The organism is Thermoflexus hugenholtzii, assembly GCF_018771565.1.
In the GTDB taxonomy this organism is placed as follows: Bacteria; Chloroflexota; Anaerolineae; order Thermoflexales; family Thermoflexaceae; genus Thermoflexus; species Thermoflexus hugenholtzii_A.
This window is the reverse complement of record NZ_CP076326.1, coordinates 192719-211510: the sequence shown is the minus strand read 5'-3', so window position 1 is coordinate 211510 and position 18792 is coordinate 192719. Positions and strand designations below refer to the sequence as shown.

Below are 18792 nucleotides of genomic sequence, written 5' to 3'. Positions count from 1 at the left end.
AGGGAAGATGGTAGAATGCGGCCCAAATGGAGTGCAGAAGCTCTGGAAATGCGCCGGATGATCGCCGTTCGGATGCTCCAGGCCGGCCAAGGAGTCCGGGAAGGGAGTCGTCTGGTCGGCGTCTCCCCGGCCTCGGTTTCTCGCTGGAAAAAAGCGCTCCAGGAACAAGGGGTGGAAGCGCGGCGCGCCAAACCCCATCCCGGCCGTCCCCCTCGCCTGACGGCGGACCAGAAACAGCGTCTGGCGGAGATTCTCCGGCGAGGGGCCCGAGCGGCCGGATTCCCCACGGATTTGTGGACCCTTCGCCGGGTCGCCCAGGGGATCCAGCGGGAGTTTGGGGTGTCATACCATCCGGGTCGGGTCTGGTATCTGCTCCGGGAGATGGGATGGAGCCCCCAGAAGCCCCAGCGACGGGCCCGGGAGCGGGACGAAGCGGCCATCCGAACCTGGCGCGCCCAGAAGGGGGAAGAGGTGAAAATGAAATAGGACTTACGCAGTTGGCAGGAAGGGAGCCCCACATATGGCGAGTGATCGCCCAAAACGCCCCATATATGGCGGTGGGAATGACTCAGTTGGGCCCCAACTGCGTAACTCCTATGAAAAAAAGTCCCGGGAGAACGGCGGGCCGATCCTGTTTAGAGACGAGAGGGGCTATCGGCTGCAGCCATTGGTTCGCCGGACATGGGCGCCGAAAGGGCAGACCCCCGTGCCGCCCAGTGGGGATCGGCGCGACCGGCTCTCCGGGATGGCCGGGATCTGTTTTTCCCCTGTGCGGCATCGGCCTCGTCTGTTCTTTCAGATTCATCAACAGAACATACGTTTTGATGCTGTGATCGCCTTCCTGGGCCTGGTGCATCGGCATGTGAGGAAGAAATTCATCCTGGTCCTGGATCGGCACAGCGCCCATCGGAAAGCGATTCGGCTTCTCCAGGAGCAACATCCCGACGGGATGGAAGTCGTCTGGTTGCCTGCTTATGCGCCGGAGCTGAACCTGGTAGAAATGGTCTGGAATCATAGCAAATATGGCGACCTGGCCAATTTCTTGCCGGAAGGGATCGACCATCTCCGGGAAGCGGTCAGCGCTTCGCTGGAACGAATGGGAACAGAGACTGCCTTATTGCTTTCTTGCTTCCGATATGCCGGATTGGAGTGATGATTGTTGCTTTGAAAAAACGAAGGTCAATAGATCAGATTAGGAGGGTTGGGTAGTCCTCCCTTGGGGTAGTGATAATGTCTGTAGGTTAGGAATTCCTCCCAACTCCAGACGTGGTCGGTCAAACCTATCGCCATCGCCGGGCTCCTACCTCGATAACAGCGTCCGCCGGATGCGAGCGCAGCCAATTGCCCTCGAATAAGCACAAGACCACCGCGGCATCCCACGTCTGCTCCCGCTTGGCAAAGGCATGGGTCTTGCGTGTCAAACAATTCAGCCGGTCACGCAACACCCCGTTCAAGCGTTCTTCGTGAACCGCATAGGGACACGCTATCGGCTCGCCCCACACTTGGCACACCTCAATACGCACCACCCTCCCTTGACAACGATGCTTGATGGCCTGGGTCCATCCTACCCCAGGGGTAGACACCAAGCGAGGTCGGCCCCGTTTCCTCGGGCGTTGCGGGTCCCGATTCACCCGGTTGGACCTTCTGGCGATACACCTTTCGCCCGTCGCTGACCCATGGCACGCCCTGCTGAACCACTGTCCGCTGCCACGTCTGGACCACCACGCGGGAAGCCGCTTCCTCCTCCGAAGCGGCAAAGGCTCAAGCCATCACGAAGCGCGTGGGCCGATCCATCCTTTACAACATCTACATCCCCAACTACATCCCCAACGTGGGCCCATCCTTGCCGGCATGTTGCCCGAGTCTCCAGCTGGAGCATGTTTTTTTGACAAAGGACCAGAAGGCATCTACCTCCACCACCGTCAAGTGGAGATCATGGACCAAGGCATTGGTGATCTGTTCCGCCTGCGTCGCTGCGGCACGCAACCACCGCCCTATGGTCTCATACTTATGGCCCGTGACCTCTTCAGCGGCGCTCAGATTCCCCCGGCGCATCACCACCAGCAGCGTGCATGCCACCTCCATAGGGGTGTTGCGCAAGCGGTACATCGCCGTGCCTAGGGTGGGCCCAAACGAGCGCTTGCAGTTACGGCAGACCCAACAGGGCTGCCCGCCCTTGCTGCCATTCTTTACCACGTGGGTGGCCCCACAGTGAGGACAGGGGAAATTATCTGGACAAGCTTTTCGTGCCATCTTCTTCACCTATACCATTACCATATCACTATTCGATGGAGTGACCACAGGAGGTCGTGGGTAGTGGCAAATTTTGACTAATGATAGTATACTTTACCCTAAATCTGGAAGGTATATCAATCATCGCAGAAATCATTCTAAATCTAGCATGAAACAGCCGATTTTTATTCATTCATCGGCATAATTAGCAATTTTTACAATCCATTACTAGGTATTCAAAGTCATCTAATGCGTATCACTCACTTACCAAACAAGTATCAAAGAAAAACCCCACCAGCGGAACATTCATAGGCTCTCCACCATAGAACTTGCTGTCAAACTTTATAGATTCCCAAGGAGTGCCTGACAAGTTGCCTAATCCCAGCCCTATGCGATGGTTAGCTTCGAGCGGTTGATTTAACTCAAAGACAAAGCGGCCGCTCTGGTCTATATTGCCCGTGGCTAAAACAAGCCCTCCAAAAGTGATATCCACGATTATGATAGGTACTCCAGGAGGACCGCCCCCGGTGACACGCATGGTCCCTGAGCGAATTGGTTTATCCAATCGGAAAGCATATACCTGGCCAGCCGATAGTGTAGGGACTAACGGGCTATGGAGAGCACTGACTGAAGGGCTGATAGAAGGAATCTGTCTTGGACGGCAACAAGTTAAAGATACTACGATCACCAGCAAAATCAAGCCCACTTTGGAACACATTGCGTTTGCCTCCAAAAACAGGGCCACCCCCGCATGGGTGGCCCTGTTTTGATTGATATGCTAGAATTTTATGGTGTTAGATTGAAACCCTCATAGTTATTATCATCCATTGATATTCCCCAGCCCATTTCGTTAACAATTGCTACAATAGGTTGATCGCTAGTGACCGTCACAGCACAATTTGCCTGATCGCTTACAAATGGATTACTGGTTGTAAACACGTCGGGCCTAGTAGAAGGCCTAAAGAACAAATATGCAGCACCAGGCTCAATTGTTTGTGGTTTTGAAACAGCTACAAAGGATGAACCGCCTCGAGTAGTGCAATTAAAGGTGGCTACAACATTTGTGGCCCGGACTGTACCCACATTCTGGATCTGTAGACCACTCGTATTCTTATAGTAATTATCCTTAAAGAGTGGAGCACTCACTTTGGTAGTGGCGACTTTATTAGGAATTGCCGAATAGGTAATACCAGCAGGTGGATATCCAGATAGCGCCCCCTCATTGACAAGTGCTACGAAATTCCCTGTTCCCTCAATGGTCGCCGAGGCCAAGCAGGGGGAGGGTAAAGGTGTATAACCAGCAAACTGCACAAAAGTGTATGCTCCACCAGCAGGAACAGCATGACTCTCCGTATAGGTGCTTCCCCTACAAGCGCCATCCGTTCCTTTATAAGTTACGGTAACAGTTATATCAATTGTGTTAGGATTTTGCACCTGAATACCAGTAAAACGGCCATACCATTGATGTTTGATCACCGGGGCATATGCTTTGCTATCATAATCTGCGGGAGTAAAGCCCCGAGTACCTTGTAAAAGTGTCGCTGGATTCTCAACAGTTTTATGCTCCAGTGAAACACCAGCCAGGGGTTGAGCAGATGTAACAATCAGACTACCGACCCGTCCGTCTTGATTAGTGGGAGGGGTATATCCTGCATCGTAGATGCTAAAGACAACCATTTGGCCAGGTCCGATGGAGGGAGTTGTATAAGTATAAACAGCACCCGTGCGCATCTTAAAGACAGCTTGAGCTGTTGCTGCTGCATTACCAGCATTTTGGACATAGAAACTGGTAGTATGACCGTAGTAATCTCCCTTGACCAACGGGAAAAGGAGCGTGTTAGCTGTAGCGGAAGCATCAAACCCCTGATACTGAGCCGCCGCTTTACCTCCATCCTGTCCAAGCGAGCCAGCTTTTATATTTGTTACGTTCACAATAGCCCTAATTGGCTGATCAGCACTCACGATAGCCGATCCTTGAGTAGCCGAGCTACTCAACTCTGGGTCGAAGGGGGTGAATGTATAAGAAGCACCAGGAGCAATCTCCCTGTCTGCCCGCCAAGTGTTTGATGTGTTCTTATCATAGATTGTAATCGCTACTCGAGCTGTTGCAGTACCCACATTTTGCACCTGCTCGCCCGTCCACCAGCCACTGCCAGGCAAAGTGCCTTGAGCCGACGCCACATTGATTGCTAGTGCTGCAATCAGGATAGGGATCCATATCGTCAACCTTTTCATTTTTAACCTCCTGTTTTTGAGTTTAAGTAAAGATGTTTATGATTAAGTTGATGACTTTTCCGCCTGTTTACCTATAACCACCTCCTTTCTTAAATATGCTAAATAGTCGCTTAAATTATAGCCTTAAATGCTCGTCTAATCAATAATCTATAGGGGTTACATGCTCCCAAAATACTTGTCTAACCAATAATCCAAAAGGGTTACGCAGTTGGGTGGAGGACATACTGGTCCTCTCCAGGTCATTTGTCGCCTCATATGCCGCGTCCCTGTCTCAGCAGATCGTCTGAAACATCCAGATGAACCCCCTTGGAGCTAAGGGTTCGGTAGTTGCTCCCCTGAGTCGTGCTCGGTGGTATCATCGGGGCCAGATTCCGACGGAGGTGGGCCCGATGAATCGAAAGCCCCATCCCCAGAACCCTCCCTGCCCTCGCCGTGGGGCCACCTACGGGATCCAGAACGGCAGCCAGGGCGGACAGCCCCGTTGGGTGTGCCGAAACGGCGGACACTCCTTCGGCCCCACCCTGGGCACGCCGATGGATCGCTGGCGCGCCGCCCCGACGGAAGTGGCACGCACCCTGCTGGTGGGGATGCGCCGGGGGAGCCTGAGCGCCGCTGAAGCGATCACCGGCCACCCGGTGGGGACCATCCGGTGGTGGCGGCGGGCGGCGGCCCGACACGCCGAGGCCCTCACCGAGGTCCGGGTCCACGACCGGCATCGGAGCGAGGTCGAGGTGGATGCCTTCCGGTCGTTTGTCAAAGAACTCATCTCAAAATTCTCCAGGCGATGAGGAAGCCGGCGAGGAGGACGAAGGCCAGGAAGGTGGCAAGCCGCCTTTCGTGCCGAACCGTCAGCCTTCGGAACCCCCCTTTCCGCCATCCGAAGAACCGCTCCACGCTGCTTCGAGCCTTCCGATCGGCCTTCCGACGCCGGAACGCCCGCTTTCCCCCTCGGGTTCCCTTCCCCCGCCGCCGCAACCCCTCCCGAATCGCCTTCGCATCATAGGCCGCATCCGCATATATCACCTTCGGCCGCGTCCGCGCCCGCCCCCTCCCGCTCTTCTTCACCCGCAAGCCCCCCAGCACCTCCTCCAACCGACGACGATCGTGCTCATTCCCAGGCCCCACCACCACACTCAAGGGAAGCCCATCTTCATTCACCAAAACGTGCACTTTCGTCCCTTTTCGCTTCTTATGCCCATCTACTCCTACACCTTCCCCCCTTTTTTCGCCTCCACCAGCGTGGAATCAACCGCCACCGCCTCCACCTTCACCTTCCCCAGCGTATACCCCCAGTCCAGAAGGGCTTGCAGGATCTGGTGCCAGACCCCCTTTTCCTGAAGTTCCCGAAACCGCCGCCAGGCAGTCTGATAGGCGCCATATGGGCGGGGCATATCGCACCACCGGCAGCCTGTAACCAGCACATACAGGATCCCGTTGAGGACCTTGCGGTCATCCGCCCGAGGTCTTCCGGTTTTGGCCCTGGGCGGCAGGAAGGGCGCAATGAAAGCCCACTGCTCATCGGTTAGCTCCTGAAACCCCATCGGCCTTCCCCTCCCAGGCAGGTTGTCCAGAGACAGAGTATACTCCAACCGGACACCGGAGTTTTGAGATGAGTTCAAAAAAGTGTCCAGAGGCTGGAGATCCGGCCGCCTCGGCGGGCGTGGTGGCGCAGACCCGCCAGCGCACACAGGGCCAGAGAGGAGTGGTTGGGATCCACGATGGTCGGCCCGTCGATCGTCGGGCGGTTGGCCGCATCGACCGGGACGCGCAACCGACGGGAAAGCGGGGGCGTCCGCCCCGGGCGCCCACGCCCGGGGTGGGGTGGATTCAGGCCGTCCAGCGCCGTCATCGGGGCCGGATGGTGCGCGTGGAAGTGCGTCCGGTTCTGGAAGAGGCGGTGGATGGTCCCGATCCGGTGCATGAGGAACGATGGAACGGCGTGCTGCGCGATCGGTTGAACGCGCTGAGGCGTAAGACCCACGCCTTTGCGAAGACGGTAGAGACCTGGGATGCGCGGGTGATCCTCTGTGGGTTTGAGCCTAACGGGCTGCGGCCGCATCGGGCCTTGCGGGAAGCGGGGGAGGGCCTGCCGGAGGGGCGGGGTCGGCCGCGGACGCCGGCTATGGCCATCGGGTGGACCGACCCCATCTGGACCTGGGAGGAATGCTTGACCTTCCCACATCACCAATACCTTAGGGGGTGACTACCGAGGCAATGAGTTTCAGATTCTTCAAAGACGCATACCAACTATCCATCAGCACATACTCGGGTGTAAAACCCCGCTCCCGGGCTTTCCGCCGCATCGCTTGAAAGGGCTCGTTTGGGGTCTTCCTGCCCTGGGGTTGGTCCTCCACCCGAAAGTCCCAGGGAAGGAGGGCCTTCCCCTCCGTCCAGAGCAAGGTCCAAAGCGCCATCCCCTGGACCACCCGCGGATGCTGGCCGCTCCAAGGATCCGTCATCCGATCCATCTTCCGGGCATCGGGCTGGTCCAGCGGGGGTGGATTCATCGGCCTGGCCTCCCCGGGCCGGAGTGGGGTTCGACCGGCTATCATGATGGCACGGAAAGGAAGACACGGCCAACTGCGTAACTCCTACTCCATCAACCCCACCTGGACAAGGAGGTTTCTGGACGATGAGCTCAATGCCTATGAGGGCTTGTTCGCAACACAAAGATATCCTATAGTTTCATCTCTAATTTGATCTAATTTGTCTAAATAGTATAAAATAATTGGAAATATGATCTGAAAAAGCAACACTAGAAGAGCTCTGATGGGCCAATTAAGTGGTCGTTTTTTGTTATTCCTTGAGAAAATCCAATAATCAATGTTTTGCAGTTGAAAAGAAAGAAGCCAGAAATATCCCCCGATTGGCCTTATAGAACAAACGTTAAAACCCGCTTTTTCTAATAAATAGTGCAATCCGAACGATGTATAACGATAAAAATCAAAAGGCTTTTGATGTTTTGGCCAACTCTGAGGTACTGAAAGAAACAATAACCCATTTGGCTGAAGAACACGCTTAAATTCCCTCAGAACTTCCAAAGGATCCTGGATGTGCTCTAACACTTGGATACACAATATAGCATTAAACACCTCTGAAGGAAATGGTAAGTTCCTTAAGTCACAAATAGCATCAAGATTACTATAGTCCCAAGAAGGGTCACCAACAGCAAGATCAACGCCCACATAACGTGTATGCACAAAGTCTGGCTTAAACCGCCCTTGACCAGCCCCAGCATCCAACACCCAAGAACCCGGGGCAATTGACCGGGAAGCTTCTTTAACAAAGTCGTAAATTGCAAAAGTGTCTGGTTCAATCCGCCTTCTAAACCATTCAGGGATGATCAGAGGTGATCTTTCGCCACTTTTTCTTGTCAAGCGGAACCTAAAGTTCATTTCTTCCTCGCAAATACAAAAATGGTAGAACCTTTCTTCAGCCAGTTGAGCAACATGAACATGGGTTCAAACGGTAAACGCATGCCTGGTATGTTAACTAACTCTCTCAAAATATGCGCGAGATGCCGATTTTTAGACCCTATCATTCTTTCTAGACTAAGGACAAAAGAAAAGTATCCAGACACTTCACATCTCCAGTCCACAATGTGAAAGCCTGTGTGGTCAAGCAAATCGATAAGCGTCTTGCGTGTAAAGACAAAGAAGTGCCTTGGAGGATCTAGACCTTGCCAATAAGGGCCGAAGAGTCTTCGCTCCAAGCTATCCCAGTTAGGTATACTTATAGCCAACAAACCGTTACTGCGCAAAAGAACAGACGCCCTTGTCAAAGTACTTTTAGGCGAGAATGTATGTTCTAAAACATCCCAAAAAGTTATCACATCAAATGATTCTGGGATAAATGGGGCTTCTTCCAAGAAGCCATTAAAGACATTGAGGCCAAAGTGTTGACGAGCGAAATCAGCTACAAACTTAACAGGCTCTACTCCCCTTACTTCCCAGCCCGCTCTTGACATCTCATTTAAGAAAAGACCCGTTGAACAACCCACATCCAACAAGACGCCTCTTTTAAGACCGCTATAATGTTCTATAAGACGACGCCGTTTAGCTATCTTGCGCTGGCGCATCCAACGCATAATAGGGATATCCTCTCGATTGATTGGCAAAAGAAATGAATTATAGTAAGCAGGAGGATATAAAAATTCTATAGATTTTGAAGAAGGACGAGGATTAAGATAAATCAAGCCACAACCTTCACAGAGATGGAAGGTAAATTTACCAGGTATATGATATAATGTATCTTCTAAAGTATAAAAGATTATTGAATTATTGGAGCCACATAAATCGCAATTAACTACTTCTAATTGAATATTCACGGACATATTTCAGGCTCTATTATTGGAATTTACTGACTTAGTCGGGTAGTGGTCAAGAATTCAGTGATAAAGCAAACAAAACTCCCCATCTCATCCGACCCCAATCCATCATCCGGATATGCCGCCGCCGGAGTCTCGCTCAACGCAGGCAAACTCTGAACTTTTTTAATCCAAGCCATCAGAGTAGAGCAGGAGACGCTGAAAAGGTGTTGAATCGACCTTACGCAAGCTCTTTCCAGGTAAATTCGTAAGATAAGCTATTTTTGTTCTCCCGTGTAGCGCCCTTTGGTTTCAAGATCCAACGGGCGCCGCAGTCCTGGCAGCGATATTTGGGACTTTTGAAGTCATTGTATCCGTTGCAGACGATGTTCGGGCGCTGGCATCGGGCGCGGCAGTAGAGGGTTGCTTCTTCAATCAGAGCACTCACGTCCGATGATGTGTTGTGCTTCACCATCTATTTTACCACTACTTCTTAGTCTTAAAGTCTGCCTCTTGCTATATTTTTTGAAATACTATTAATAAAGAATTGCCTGAAGATGGCTTACTGAGAATCTCTAAATACCCAATCGTCACAGTAATAGGATAAGTAAGGAGCGCCCAGAGATAGCGCAAGATCGGATACTTCCAAAACAGCTGATTCAATTCAAAAGAGATTTCTCCCCAGACCCCTATTGTTTCTTCAATGTCTACAATACTTGCCTCTGCTATATCTGCTAATTCACATAAATCCTTATATCTATATCCTTCGCGCACATGACCGGATATTCTTACTTGTCGATGAGCGCCTTTGCTACGGACTATATCCAGCACATCATGGAACCGAAATGCAGGTAGGAACCGCCATTGCTCCTGACGCGGTTTAGGAACATGAAGCACTAAATACCCTCCCGATTTGAGGGCGCATATCAGGCGCTTTACTAATTTTACATCGTCTTTTATGTGTTCCAAGACATCTACAAGAATTATCAAATCATAAGAATTATTGGCCTCCAAGTTCTCTATCGAATCTTCTACAATTACAACATTAGTTATCTTCTTATCTCGTTCAATTATCCTGCGGGCACTTTCGGCCATAATGGGATCCAACTCGAACCCTACCAAATGCCAATCTGGATGACGTTTTGCCAACCCCAAGAGCACAATTCCCCGTCCAAACCCTCCTTCTAATACTTTAGCCCCAAATGGTATATCTAAGCTTTCGATTTTATTCAACACGTAAGCAGATCTTAAACGAGTATGAACGTCAGGTGTTCCAAAAAGTAGGAAAAAGGCCATCTTTGCAAGTGATCTCTGTCCGCGCCATTGGAAACTTCCCATGCGTATGAATTCACAAAAGCTGATCACGTTCAGAGCCTTGCGACTATTAACTATGAATTTTTTATTACTTTTCATCCCTTTTATTACCTCCTTTTCTTAATGACAAATACCAATCGATCGTTCTCTGTAGACCTTCCTTGAAATCTGTCTTGGCACGGAAGCCAAACAACCTTTCCGCTTTTGAAGTATCTAGCCTACGCCTTGGCTGTCCATTAGGTTTACTAGTATCCCATCGAACTCGTCCTTTGAAGCCAGTTAACTCTTTGATTATCTCTACTAGCTCCTTAATACTAATCTCAAAACCAGAGCCCAGGTTTACCGGCTCCTCACCATCATATCGTTCAGCGGCCAGCACGATTCCCTCAGCGGCATCAGCAACATATAGAAACTCTCTTGTAGGAGACCCATCTCCCCACACAACGATTTCATCAGCTCCTGCTTCTTTAGCATCAACACACTTACGGATAAGAGCAGGGATGACATGGGATGTTTCTAAATCAAATTTATCTCCAGGACCATACAAGTTTGTCGGTATCAAGTAAATGGCATTAAAACCATATTGAGCTCTATATGCTTGACCTTGCACCAACAGCATTTTTTTTGCCAGACCATAAGGAGCGTTAGTTTCCTCGGGGTAGCCATTCCACAAATCCTCCTCCCGGAAAGGAATAGGAGTAAATTTGGGGTAAGAGCAAACAGTACCAACCGTTATAAACTTTTCTACTCCCCTCTTTCGCGCCTCCTCCATTAGCAGAATCCCCATTATTAAATTGTCATAGAAAAAGGTGCCAGGACGAGCACGATTAGCCCCAATGCCTCCAACAACAGCAGCTAAGTGGAAAACCACTTCTGCCTTTGAGTCATCGAAGGCACGTTTTACACCATCTGGTGTTCGGAGGTCATACTGGGCGCTGCGAGGGATAAAAATGTCCGAACATCCCCTCGCGCGCAATTCCTGAACTACATACTGTCCCAGAAAACCCGCGCCACCAGTGACCATAATTCGTTTACGTGTTAAATCCATAGCGCCTCCTGACTTTGTTGTAAAAGAGTAGAAGCTTAGCAGCAATAAAGTCCCATGCAAATTCAGATTCAGCCAAGTATCGAGCCCTTCTGCCCATCTCCTTGCACAAACTTGGATCTTTTAATAGCCGGAAAACTGCTTTAGCCAGGTCCTCTGGATTGTCATCGACAACCAGACCAAAGTTCCCCTTTGCTACCAATTTGGCCACATCACCCACATTAGTGATCACAACAGGACGTCCAGCTGCCATATAATCGTTGAGTTTAAGGGGTGAACGTCCCCAGTTTGCTCCACTATTTCTCATCGGCAACCAACACACATCACAAGCTCCTAAATAAAGGTTAAGATCTCGATAATCAACCCATCCGGTCCGCCAAACAACTCCAGAGGCTTTCACCATAGTTTCTACAGCAATATTACAATATCCGATTATTAATAAACGAGACCTTGGCTCCATACGATGCAATATTTCAAATGATTGTGCCATAAGTTCTGCATCAGCTCGGAAAATAGTGCCAATATATCCCAAAATATAAATATCTTCTGGCCATCCCAATGTTTTTCGCGCCTCCAATTGGGACACAGGGAAAATCTCATCAATGTTACAGCCGTTAGGCAAAAGAAGAATATAATTAGGGTCAATCCTCAAATTAACAGCTCTTTGATACAAAAAACTGTTAATTACTGTCGTTCCATCAGCCCAAGCTCGGAAATATTCTTCAAAGAAAGTTTCCACAGGCCTTAGAAAGGCACGTAGTAGTTGATTAGGACGCTCTTCCACTGCCCCCCCACGTCCGAACCAATCACTCCAATCCATAACCAAGGGCACCCTTTGCCAGCGCTGCCAGAAGAGTGCAGGCAGAATGACCACCGGTCTAGACTCAAAAGCATGTACTAGGTCAACCTTGAGTCTATAAGTTTGTATAATGCGTGATAATGAATTCCACAAATCCCATCCTGATCGTAAGGGGCCTTTAAATAAATCCGGAGACTCTATAATTCTTACACCGGTTTGACTATCAAAGGAAATCCTAGTTCTGAAATGATGGTCCCGAGAAGTAGCCACAATAGTGATTTCATGCTCTCTTTTGGCCAATGCTCTTGCCAAATGTAGAGCACGCCAGTAAGTGCCTTTACCAACCACGTTGTGGACTATCATCAAGAAGTGCATTGGGAAACCCTCCGCCATACATCGATCAACCCATCTCGCAATCCCCGGCAATAAGCGAGGGCAGCATCCCATCGTTTCCGCCAGAGTAGTCGAATTAACGTCTTGATAGCACTCCCAACCCGGTAAGGCACTATGACCAGCCAACGGAGTCCTTTCACATGTTTGTAAAAGAATAAAATACTGCTGCGAGCCATCCAGTATCGTTCGTTTGGGGTATCACTCCCTCCGCTACTTAGAGCCACTTTATGCCAAACATGAGCATTGGGAACGAATAGTAGCTTGAATCCTTGGCGCCTTGCTCGTAATGATAGATCTGAGTCCTCATAGTACATAAAGAAACTTTCGTCAAACAGACCAACAGTTTCTAACAACTTGCGGGAAATTAACACCGCACATCCGACTAAATAGTCACGTTCTAAAACTTGGTTCCACTGCCCTCTGTCTATCTGACCACGAGCATCACCTATTTTCTCAAGAGTCACAGGATGACACTTACCACCTATTGACCAGATAATAGGTTGTGAAGCATGTGCATAATAAATCTTCGGAGCAGCCATACCTATACCAGGTCCCATCGCTGCGATCAAATGATCAAGTGCATCAGAAGACACCTCAGTATCATTGTTCAGGAGAAAAACAAACTCAGCTCCATTTTCCAGCGCATACCGCAGTCCCACATTACAGCCTGCTGCGAAGCCAAGATTCTCATCGTTAACAATTATTTCAATATTAGGGAAGATTGCGGCGACGGTCTGAGGCGTCCCATCTTGAGAACCGTTGTCCACTAATAAAATGCGCTTATTAGGATAGCTTAATTTATTCACAGAATCCAAACAATTTATTGTCTCCGAACAGTTATTCCAAGAAAGTACTATCACATAAACCAAAGGCAAATTCGTAGAATTCATGAGCATGGAACTAGCATTCTCCTATTAAATGATCAAAATACACATATTGGTCAAAATTTATTATTTATAACCCAAATTGCTACTTTAAAAGACAGGACAAAAGATACGGTGCAAATTGTAACTGATCATCGCCATCCTGATCTTCAGCAAAAACCCTCTCGATGTCACCGCTTGAACCCTTTTGCCCAAGTAAAGCCTAAGCATTTCCAATACCTTCTTGGCTCTCCTCTTCCAAGCCTCCATTTCTTCCCCTGGATCCCTTCGACTTCCCCTCCGCCGGATAGGTTCCCACCCTATCCCTTCCCTTCTCATCTCTTCCTCCCATTCGTCGCATGGGTACGCCTGGTCTGCGATCACTTTGTCCCCCTCTGAAAGATTAAAAGGAAGTATTTGCCCGTCCTTCCAAATCATGAGACCTTCCATCTATGATGACGAACTCGTCTAGGAGTTACGCAGTTGGGGCCCAACTGAGTCATTCCCACCGCCATATATGGGGCGTTTTGGGCGATCACTCGCCATATGTGGGGCTCCCTTCCTGCCAACTGCGTAAGTCCTAGTTGTTTTAGGCAGATAATCGTCCCAGCCAGAAAAAGTCCAAAACCTGTCACTTACCAGATCTGCCTCAAGCTTAGCGTTAATATAAAAGATAACTCAAGCCAACCCAAACCAAGAGCAATCACTTTCCAAACCGAAACCCCACCTCATAAAAGCGGATGATTAAACCTTTGATGAGCTTCGAAGCATACATAACCAGGGACAAGAGCCACAAAAACAATAGCAAGACTCATCAGAAATCGAATACCAACCCCAAAATTACGCCCACATCGGAAATGGACGCTGGTAAGCGCAAAACAAATTCATTAAGACTTATCTTAGTGACAAGACGAATTATGAGATAATCTAAGAGCATCGCCATTGCATGTGAGCGAACTGCTTCTATAGTGCCCTGGATAGTTGAGGAAAGTGCAACCAGAACGATGCATGCCCCATCATTCCAAAGAATATCACGACCAAATTGTAAAAATTGGAGGCCAAATCTTAAAGAAAGTACAAGAGCTGTTAGGCAAACTCTCTTTTCTGTGATGACAACAAATCTTCTAAATAACACTTGAATTGAAAGCCAAGCACGCGTGGTGTGAACCTTTCAAGGTATAAATGATGTCCTTTTTGAGAGATGTATTGGCGCAACTTTTGGTCCCTTTTTAACGTACGTATGGCCTCTGCTAAGGCTAAAGGATTCTCCCTTTCGCACAGATAAACATGCTCACCATGAATCAACACCCGCCGCACAGCTGGAGAATCGCCCGTGATAACAGGTTTTCCCATTGCCAGCCCTTCATAGATTTTATTCTGTACTGTCATAAGAGATTGTGGTGTGGTGCCGAAACTACCGAGGATTACATCAGCTCTAGCAGCCCGACTTACCAGTTCCTCCTGATCCATCCAATCATCAAAGGTCACATTGGTGAGATTATATTGACGTGCCAGGGCTACTGCCGCTGCCTTTTCTGGACCATCACCAATTAATTCAAAGTAGATGTCAGTTTCGTTGCATAAGATTCTTGCCGCTTCAATAATATATTTTATTCCATGATTAGGAATGAAAGAACCATAATAGAGGACTCGAAATAGACCATCATCCCTCTCGATAGATGCCGGCTGGAACACCCTGTCGTCTGCTCCGAGAGGTATTAAACGGAACCGAGAGGAATCGACTTTATATTTTTTCTGAAACCATGCCACATAGTCCTCTGTATCCAGAATTAACAAATCTGGCAACAGACAGGATATCTTCTCCAAGCCATAAATCAGCCAGCTGGTGCATGGATTATGTGCAGTGAGTCCTCGTTCTTGAGCAATGAGGTAAATAGACATCAGCACATCCAATACAAGGGGCTTTCTATTTAACCAAGTCAGCACTCTGGCTAAAGGGACATCCAACTGCCCCGGATAACCGAGCACCATTACATCGTAAACGCCAACACTCCAATACTTACGCAGAAGACGGCAATAAACTTTCATAATTCGCAACCAAAAAGAGGGACGTATCCACCCCCCGCTGGCAGCTTGCACTCGATCATCAGTACCAAACCATAAGGGCTCGTGGCACTCAATGACCTCTACCCCGTTGCGCCGCAGCCCTTCTATCATCTTTCGATTGCGAGTATAGTTGGCCTGGTATGTCCCAAAATAACAAACTCGCAAGTCACCTCCAGGAAGTTCACCACGATGGTATGGACAAAAATGTGATTGAGTTATCAGTCTGTCTCAATTCCAACCCGCTACTGCCGTTCTTCACTTCCGCCCCCACCCAGGTAGTCGCTCCCTTGAGTAGTGCTCGGTGGTATCATCGGGACCAGATTCCGACGGAGGTGGGCCCGATGAATCGAAAGCCCCATCCCCAGAACCTTCCCTGCCCTCGCCGTGGGGCCACCCACGGGATCCAGAACAGCAGCCAGGGCGGACGGCCCCGTTGGGTGTGCCGGAACGGCGGACGCTCCTTCGGCCCCACCCTGGGCACGGCGATGGATCGCTGGCGCGCCACCCCGACGGAAGCGGCGCGCCCCCTGCGGGTGGGGATGCGCCGGGGGAGCCGGAGCGCCGCTGAAGCGATCACCGGCCACCAGGTGGGGACCATCCGGCGGTGGCGGCAGGTGGCAGCCCGACACGCCAAGGCCCTCACCGAGGTCCGGGTCCACGACCGGCATCGGAGCGAGGAATGCTTGACCTTCCTGCATCACCAATACCTTAGGAGGTGACTACCCCCACCCACGGCCCAGCCAGAAATACCACTGCTACATGCACAGATGCGCCACATTCAGACCGGACAAGTCAGTAGTGCATCCCAGAACCTTTACCTGACTATCACCACCTAAAGGGAGCAAGAGGACCTCTACCGAACCGCTGCTTTCACCCAGATGGAAGCGATGCACCCCTGCCTCTGCTCCACCGACCAAGTGCCAAGTGACCATTCCTCTAGCCCCAGCAGGCCCCCAAGCCTCATCCACAACCAGACCGTTCAGGTTCTCCCGCGGGATGCGCTTGTTCTGGAACAGACTCCGGCCCATCGGCAGCCAGAAGAACGGCCGGCTGTCCAGCACATCAGCGGCCAGGGCCTCACCCTAATAGACCAGCGTCACCGTGCCCGTCGCCTTGTAGCGGTGCCAGCCGGTGAAACGCAGGTTAACCAAAAGATACGCCACGTCCGGGCTCCAGCCGTCCCGGAAGACAATTTTGTCCGATGCCAGCGGACCCTTCTGGTTGGGCAAGCCCGAGTCGCTATACAGCAGGCACGAACCCTCAGTGGAAGAGCGGCCCCCCAGCGAGGCCGGTTCCTCCACTCCTGGCTGGGCAAAGAGATACCCATCCATTTGCTCCAGCGCCTCCACCGCCCGACCGGCCAGCCAGACGTACCGGAGGTCGCCAGATAGTTCACTCAGATAGGCGATCCCGGCCAGATTCCATCCAGGATAATTATACCGCAAAGGTCCCCATCTGGCAAGGCCTGAAGGACTGACCTTCGGAGAGAAGTTCGGACAGGGGGTGGTAGAATTGGGCGGAATCCTCTTCGGGGGAGGTAGGAGTCATGGCCGAGATCTTGGAGCGGGACGAGCACGCCCAGAAGGCCGCCCGGTTGGTCCAGGCGATCCTGGAAGCGGGTTCTTTGCGGATTTCGGACCTGGCTCAGGCCATGCGTGGGACAAGTCCCGATGCAAATTACAAGGCGATCCAGCGATTTTTGAAGGAGGCTGATCCGAAACAAGCCCTTTTGCGTCTTCTGGATGAAGAGGCGCCTTTCTACATTGGGGATGGGACCGAGGTGGAAAGGCCCTATGCCCGGCGGACCGGCGATGGGGGCCGGCTTTCCGACGGCCAGACCCTGGGCTTCTGGCTTTTGGTGCTGGGTCCGCCCGATGCGGGTCGGACGATTCCCTTTGCCTTTGTTTGCGACTCGGAAAAGACGATCCACCGGGATCTCCACTCCCGCAATCTGGAGCATCCGCGGCTGTTCCGACAGGTGAAAGATCTTCTGGGTGGCCAGCCGCTGGTTTTCGACCGGGAGTTCAGCGATCTGGGGCTTTTCGAAGCTTTGGCGGCCTCGGGGATCCAGGATGGGATCCGGCGGAATGGGGCCCATCGGCCGACGATCCCGGACGAAGAGGGGCGACGGGTAGCGTGATTCATCCGGCCGGGTCAAAAGGTGCTCCGGCGGAATGTCATCGATTTGGGCAAAGTAAAGGGCAACCTGGCGGGCGACTGGGCCCCGGGGCTGGAGGAGCCGGTGGGGGTTTTTTCCAACCTGGAGCCGGAGAAGGCCCTGGAGATTTACCGGAGTCGGATGAAGATGGAGCCAAGCTTTCGGGATCTTAAGGGTCTTCTGGGGCTGGAGAAGGGGATGTCTAAGAAATTAGGTACTTGTTTAGCGTCTGGGGGTTATGAGGTGTCCCACAGCGGGGGAGGGAACAGGGGAGGAAGCCGGGCCGGGGCCGTCCGGACCGATATCCGGTAGGCCAGCGTCTCTCGGCCCGGTTGCCTCAGGGTTTGCAGCAGGCTGGCCCACACCGCATGGATTCGGGCCCCTCGAGGGGTCTTGGGGCGGACCAGGACCGCCGGTCGGAGGGCCCGCTCCGCCCGGTGGCTCGACGCGGAGGAACCGCAGGAGATGCCGCCGTTGCTTACGCAGTCGCCGGGCCAAACGCGCATGGTCCCCATCCGTGAACCGTCGCTTCTCGGCCATCCGGGCAGACAGCTTCGCTTCCCACTCCTGGAGTCGGGCCTCAAACTCCGCAGGCTCCAGCCTCCCCTTCTCCGCCCTCCAGGCCAGGGCCTCCCGCAAAAGCCCCGCCCCCGCTTCTTCTCCCCCTGAAGCCGCCCCAACTCCCGCAGGACCTGCTCCCCCCGATGGTCCTAAGCCCGGAAACAGTCCGTTACCCCCACGCCCGAAAACCCCGGCCCCAGGACCCCCACCCCCACTTCATGGGACCGGCGCCCATCGATGGTGTAGACGGTCCCCCCCGGGCCGGTCAAAACCCACAACCCGGCCCCCTGCCCCCCGACCCGCCACCCCGTCTCATCGGCGTGCACCGCCACCGAGTCCCGGAGGGCCTCCACCAACTCCGGGTAGACCGGCTCCGCCTTCTCCGCCAGCCGTTCATCGGCCTGGCCCAGGCCCGAGGCCGTCACCTCCAGACCCCAGGCTACCCGGAACAGCTCCGCCACCTTCCGGTAGGGAATCCCCCGCCGATGCTTCAGGTCCGCCGCCAGCGCCCTCGCCCCCCGCCGCCCCCGTCGCCGACGACACCGGCCGGGGATGGCGCGACCGCACCCGCTTCCGACATCGACGACAGTAGCCCCTCTCCGTCCGAAACCGCGGGATGACCGGCCGCACCTCCGGGATGTCCACCTGCACCTGCTCATGGGTGGCCCGGTCCTCCAGGGGTCCCCCACACGCCGGACACGCCTCCAGCGGGACTTCCACCGTCTCCTGGATGGCCTCCTCGGGCGGCCGACTCCCGCCCCGGACGACGGCCCGGTGGCTTCGGATCGGGCTTGGGCTTATCCCGGGAAAAGGGCGCCG

At 52.2% G+C, this 18792-nt stretch carries 17 protein-coding genes and 2 pseudogenes; 6 read left to right on the top strand and 13 right to left on the bottom strand.

Features of this window, described 5'->3' with window-relative positions; all coding sequences use genetic code 11:
- The first annotated feature begins 15 nt into the window (after positions 1-15).
- Positions 16-486, top strand: a complete 471-nt coding sequence (locus tag KNN16_RS01080) for an IS630 family transposase (RefSeq protein WP_303898147.1) — start codon at positions 16-18, stop codon at positions 484-486.
- 34 nt (positions 487-520) lie between these two features.
- The gene (locus tag KNN16_RS01075; protein ID WP_303898146.1) at positions 521-1153 is read left to right on the top strand and encodes a transposase; all 633 of its coding nucleotides are present in this window, start codon (positions 521-523) and stop codon (positions 1151-1153) included.
- A gap of 1865 nt (positions 1154-3018) precedes the next feature.
- On the opposite strand, the gene KNN16_RS01070 is transcribed toward KNN16_RS01075, so the two are convergent.
- Complete coding sequence (locus KNN16_RS01070; RefSeq protein ID WP_303898145.1) at positions 3019-4467, bottom strand: hypothetical protein; 1449 nt, start codon at positions 4465-4467, stop codon at positions 3019-3021.
- Between the two features lie 389 nt (positions 4468-4856).
- Here KNN16_RS01070 and KNN16_RS01065 point away from each other — a divergent pair, with 389 nt between their 5' ends.
- Positions 4857-5255, top strand: a complete 399-nt coding sequence (locus KNN16_RS01065) for a hypothetical protein (RefSeq protein WP_303898143.1) — start codon at positions 4857-4859, stop codon at positions 5253-5255.
- Here the strand turns inward: KNN16_RS01065 and KNN16_RS15065 are convergent.
- Positions 5230-5661: pseudogene (locus tag KNN16_RS15065) on the bottom strand (transposase); the annotation flags it as partial. The gene KNN16_RS01065 and the pseudogene KNN16_RS15065 overlap by 26 nt on opposite strands.
- 11 nt (positions 5662-5672) lie before the next feature.
- Positions 5673-6008, bottom strand: a complete 336-nt coding sequence (locus KNN16_RS01060) for an IS5 family transposase (protein WP_303898142.1) — start codon at positions 6006-6008, stop codon at positions 5673-5675.
- 68 nt (positions 6009-6076) lie between these two features.
- On the opposite strand from KNN16_RS01060, the gene KNN16_RS01055 reads away from it, so the two are divergent.
- The gene (locus KNN16_RS01055) at positions 6077-6670 is read left to right on the top strand and encodes a hypothetical protein (RefSeq protein WP_303898140.1); all 594 of its coding nucleotides are present in this window, start codon (positions 6077-6079) and stop codon (positions 6668-6670) included.
- 4 nt (positions 6671-6674) lie between these two features.
- Here KNN16_RS01055 and KNN16_RS01050 read toward each other — a convergent pair.
- The 8 genes and pseudogenes from KNN16_RS01050 to KNN16_RS01015 form a co-directional block, all read right to left on the bottom strand.
- A pseudogene (locus KNN16_RS01050) lies at positions 6675-6959 on the bottom strand (IS701 family transposase); the annotation flags it as partial.
- A 153-nt stretch (positions 6960-7112) separates the two neighbouring features.
- Entirely contained in the window at positions 7113-7862 is a 750-nt protein-coding gene (locus KNN16_RS01045) for a class I SAM-dependent methyltransferase (RefSeq protein ID WP_303898139.1), read from the bottom strand.
- Positions 7859-8800 carry a bifunctional 2-polyprenyl-6-hydroxyphenol methylase/3-demethylubiquinol 3-O-methyltransferase UbiG gene (locus KNN16_RS01040; RefSeq protein ID WP_303898137.1) on the bottom strand — a complete coding sequence of 314 codons (942 nt, stop codon included), beginning with the start codon at positions 8798-8800 and terminating at the stop codon, positions 7859-7861. The genes KNN16_RS01045 and KNN16_RS01040 overlap by 4 nt, the downstream gene beginning before the upstream one ends.
- Positions 8801-9289: 489 nt before the next feature.
- A complete protein-coding gene (locus KNN16_RS01035; RefSeq protein WP_303898136.1) occupies positions 9290-10186 on the bottom strand; it encodes a bifunctional 2-polyprenyl-6-hydroxyphenol methylase/3-demethylubiquinol 3-O-methyltransferase UbiG in 897 nt (298 codons plus the stop codon).
- Entirely contained in the window at positions 10176-11135 is a 960-nt protein-coding gene (locus KNN16_RS01030; RefSeq protein WP_303898135.1) for a GDP-L-fucose synthase, read from the bottom strand. Before KNN16_RS01030 ends, KNN16_RS01035 begins: the two co-directional genes overlap by 11 nt.
- Complete coding sequence (locus tag KNN16_RS01025; RefSeq protein ID WP_303898134.1) at positions 11119-12306, bottom strand: glycosyltransferase family 4 protein; 1188 nt, start codon at positions 12304-12306, stop codon at positions 11119-11121. Before KNN16_RS01025 ends, KNN16_RS01030 begins: the two co-directional genes overlap by 17 nt.
- The gene (locus KNN16_RS01020; RefSeq protein ID WP_303900579.1) at positions 12294-13214 is read right to left on the bottom strand and encodes a glycosyltransferase family 2 protein; all 921 of its coding nucleotides are present in this window, start codon (positions 13212-13214) and stop codon (positions 12294-12296) included. The genes KNN16_RS01025 and KNN16_RS01020 overlap by 13 nt, the downstream gene beginning before the upstream one ends.
- 1059 nt (positions 13215-14273) lie before the next feature.
- Entirely contained in the window at positions 14274-15365 is a 1092-nt protein-coding gene (locus tag KNN16_RS01015; RefSeq protein WP_303898133.1) for a glycosyltransferase, read from the bottom strand.
- Positions 15366-15595: 230 nt separating this feature from the next.
- On the opposite strand from KNN16_RS01015, the gene KNN16_RS01010 reads away from it, so the two are divergent.
- Positions 15596-15973: a hypothetical protein gene (locus tag KNN16_RS01010; protein WP_303898131.1), complete on the top strand. Its 378-nt coding sequence runs from the start codon at positions 15596-15598 to the stop codon at positions 15971-15973.
- 363 nt (positions 15974-16336) lie between these two features.
- Here the strand turns inward: KNN16_RS01010 and KNN16_RS01005 are convergent, their stop codons facing one another.
- A complete protein-coding gene (locus KNN16_RS01005) occupies positions 16337-16585 on the bottom strand; it encodes a hypothetical protein (protein WP_303898129.1) in 249 nt (82 codons plus the stop codon).
- A gap of 215 nt (positions 16586-16800) precedes the next feature.
- Here KNN16_RS01005 and KNN16_RS01000 point away from each other — a divergent pair, with 215 nt between their 5' ends.
- Positions 16801-17394: a hypothetical protein gene (locus tag KNN16_RS01000; protein WP_303898128.1), complete on the top strand. Its 594-nt coding sequence runs from the start codon at positions 16801-16803 to the stop codon at positions 17392-17394.
- 728 nt (positions 17395-18122) lie between these two features.
- Here the strand turns inward: KNN16_RS01000 and KNN16_RS15060 are convergent.
- Complete coding sequence (locus tag KNN16_RS15060) at positions 18123-18434, bottom strand: transposase (protein ID WP_369685866.1); 312 nt, start codon at positions 18432-18434, stop codon at positions 18123-18125.
- Between the last annotated feature and the right edge of the window lie 358 nt (positions 18435-18792).

Coding starts and splice junctions, on each gene's coding strand:
- KNN16_RS01055 (WP_303898140.1), top strand. CDS start 6,077: ATGAGTTCAAAAAAGTGTCCAGAGGCTGGAGATCCGGCCGCCTCGGCG.
- KNN16_RS01005 (WP_303898129.1), bottom strand. CDS start 16,585: ATGGATGGGTATCTCTTTGCCCAGCCAGGAGTGGAGGAACCGGCCTCG.
- KNN16_RS01035 (WP_303898136.1), bottom strand. CDS start 10,186: ATGAAAAGTAATAAAAAATTCATAGTTAATAGTCGCAAGGCTCTGAAC.
- KNN16_RS01000 (WP_303898128.1), top strand. CDS start 16,801: ATGGCCGAGATCTTGGAGCGGGACGAGCACGCCCAGAAGGCCGCCCGG.
- KNN16_RS01075 (WP_303898146.1), top strand. CDS start 521: ATGGCGAGTGATCGCCCAAAACGCCCCATATATGGCGGTGGGAATGAC.
- KNN16_RS01015 (WP_303898133.1), bottom strand. CDS start 15,365: ATGATAGAAGGGCTGCGGCGCAACGGGGTAGAGGTCATTGAGTGCCAC.
- KNN16_RS01070 (WP_303898145.1), bottom strand. CDS start 4,467: ATGAAAAGGTTGACGATATGGATCCCTATCCTGATTGCAGCACTAGCA.
- KNN16_RS01080 (WP_303898147.1), top strand. CDS start 16: ATGCGGCCCAAATGGAGTGCAGAAGCTCTGGAAATGCGCCGGATGATC.
- KNN16_RS01060 (WP_303898142.1), bottom strand. CDS start 6,008: ATGGGGTTTCAGGAGCTAACCGATGAGCAGTGGGCTTTCATTGCGCCC.
- KNN16_RS01025 (WP_303898134.1), bottom strand. CDS start 12,306: ATGCACTTCTTGATGATAGTCCACAACGTGGTTGGTAAAGGCACTTAC.
- KNN16_RS01030 (WP_303898135.1), bottom strand. CDS start 11,135: ATGGATTTAACACGTAAACGAATTATGGTCACTGGTGGCGCGGGTTTT.
- KNN16_RS01010 (WP_303898131.1), top strand. CDS start 15,596: ATGAATCGAAAGCCCCATCCCCAGAACCTTCCCTGCCCTCGCCGTGGG.
- KNN16_RS01040 (WP_303898137.1), bottom strand. CDS start 8,800: ATGTCCGTGAATATTCAATTAGAAGTAGTTAATTGCGATTTATGTGGC.
- KNN16_RS01045 (WP_303898139.1), bottom strand. CDS start 7,862: ATGAACTTTAGGTTCCGCTTGACAAGAAAAAGTGGCGAAAGATCACCT.
- KNN16_RS01065 (WP_303898143.1), top strand. CDS start 4,857: ATGAATCGAAAGCCCCATCCCCAGAACCCTCCCTGCCCTCGCCGTGGG.
- KNN16_RS01020 (WP_303900579.1), bottom strand. CDS start 13,214: ATGAATTCTACGAATTTGCCTTTGGTTTATGTGATAGTACTTTCTTGG.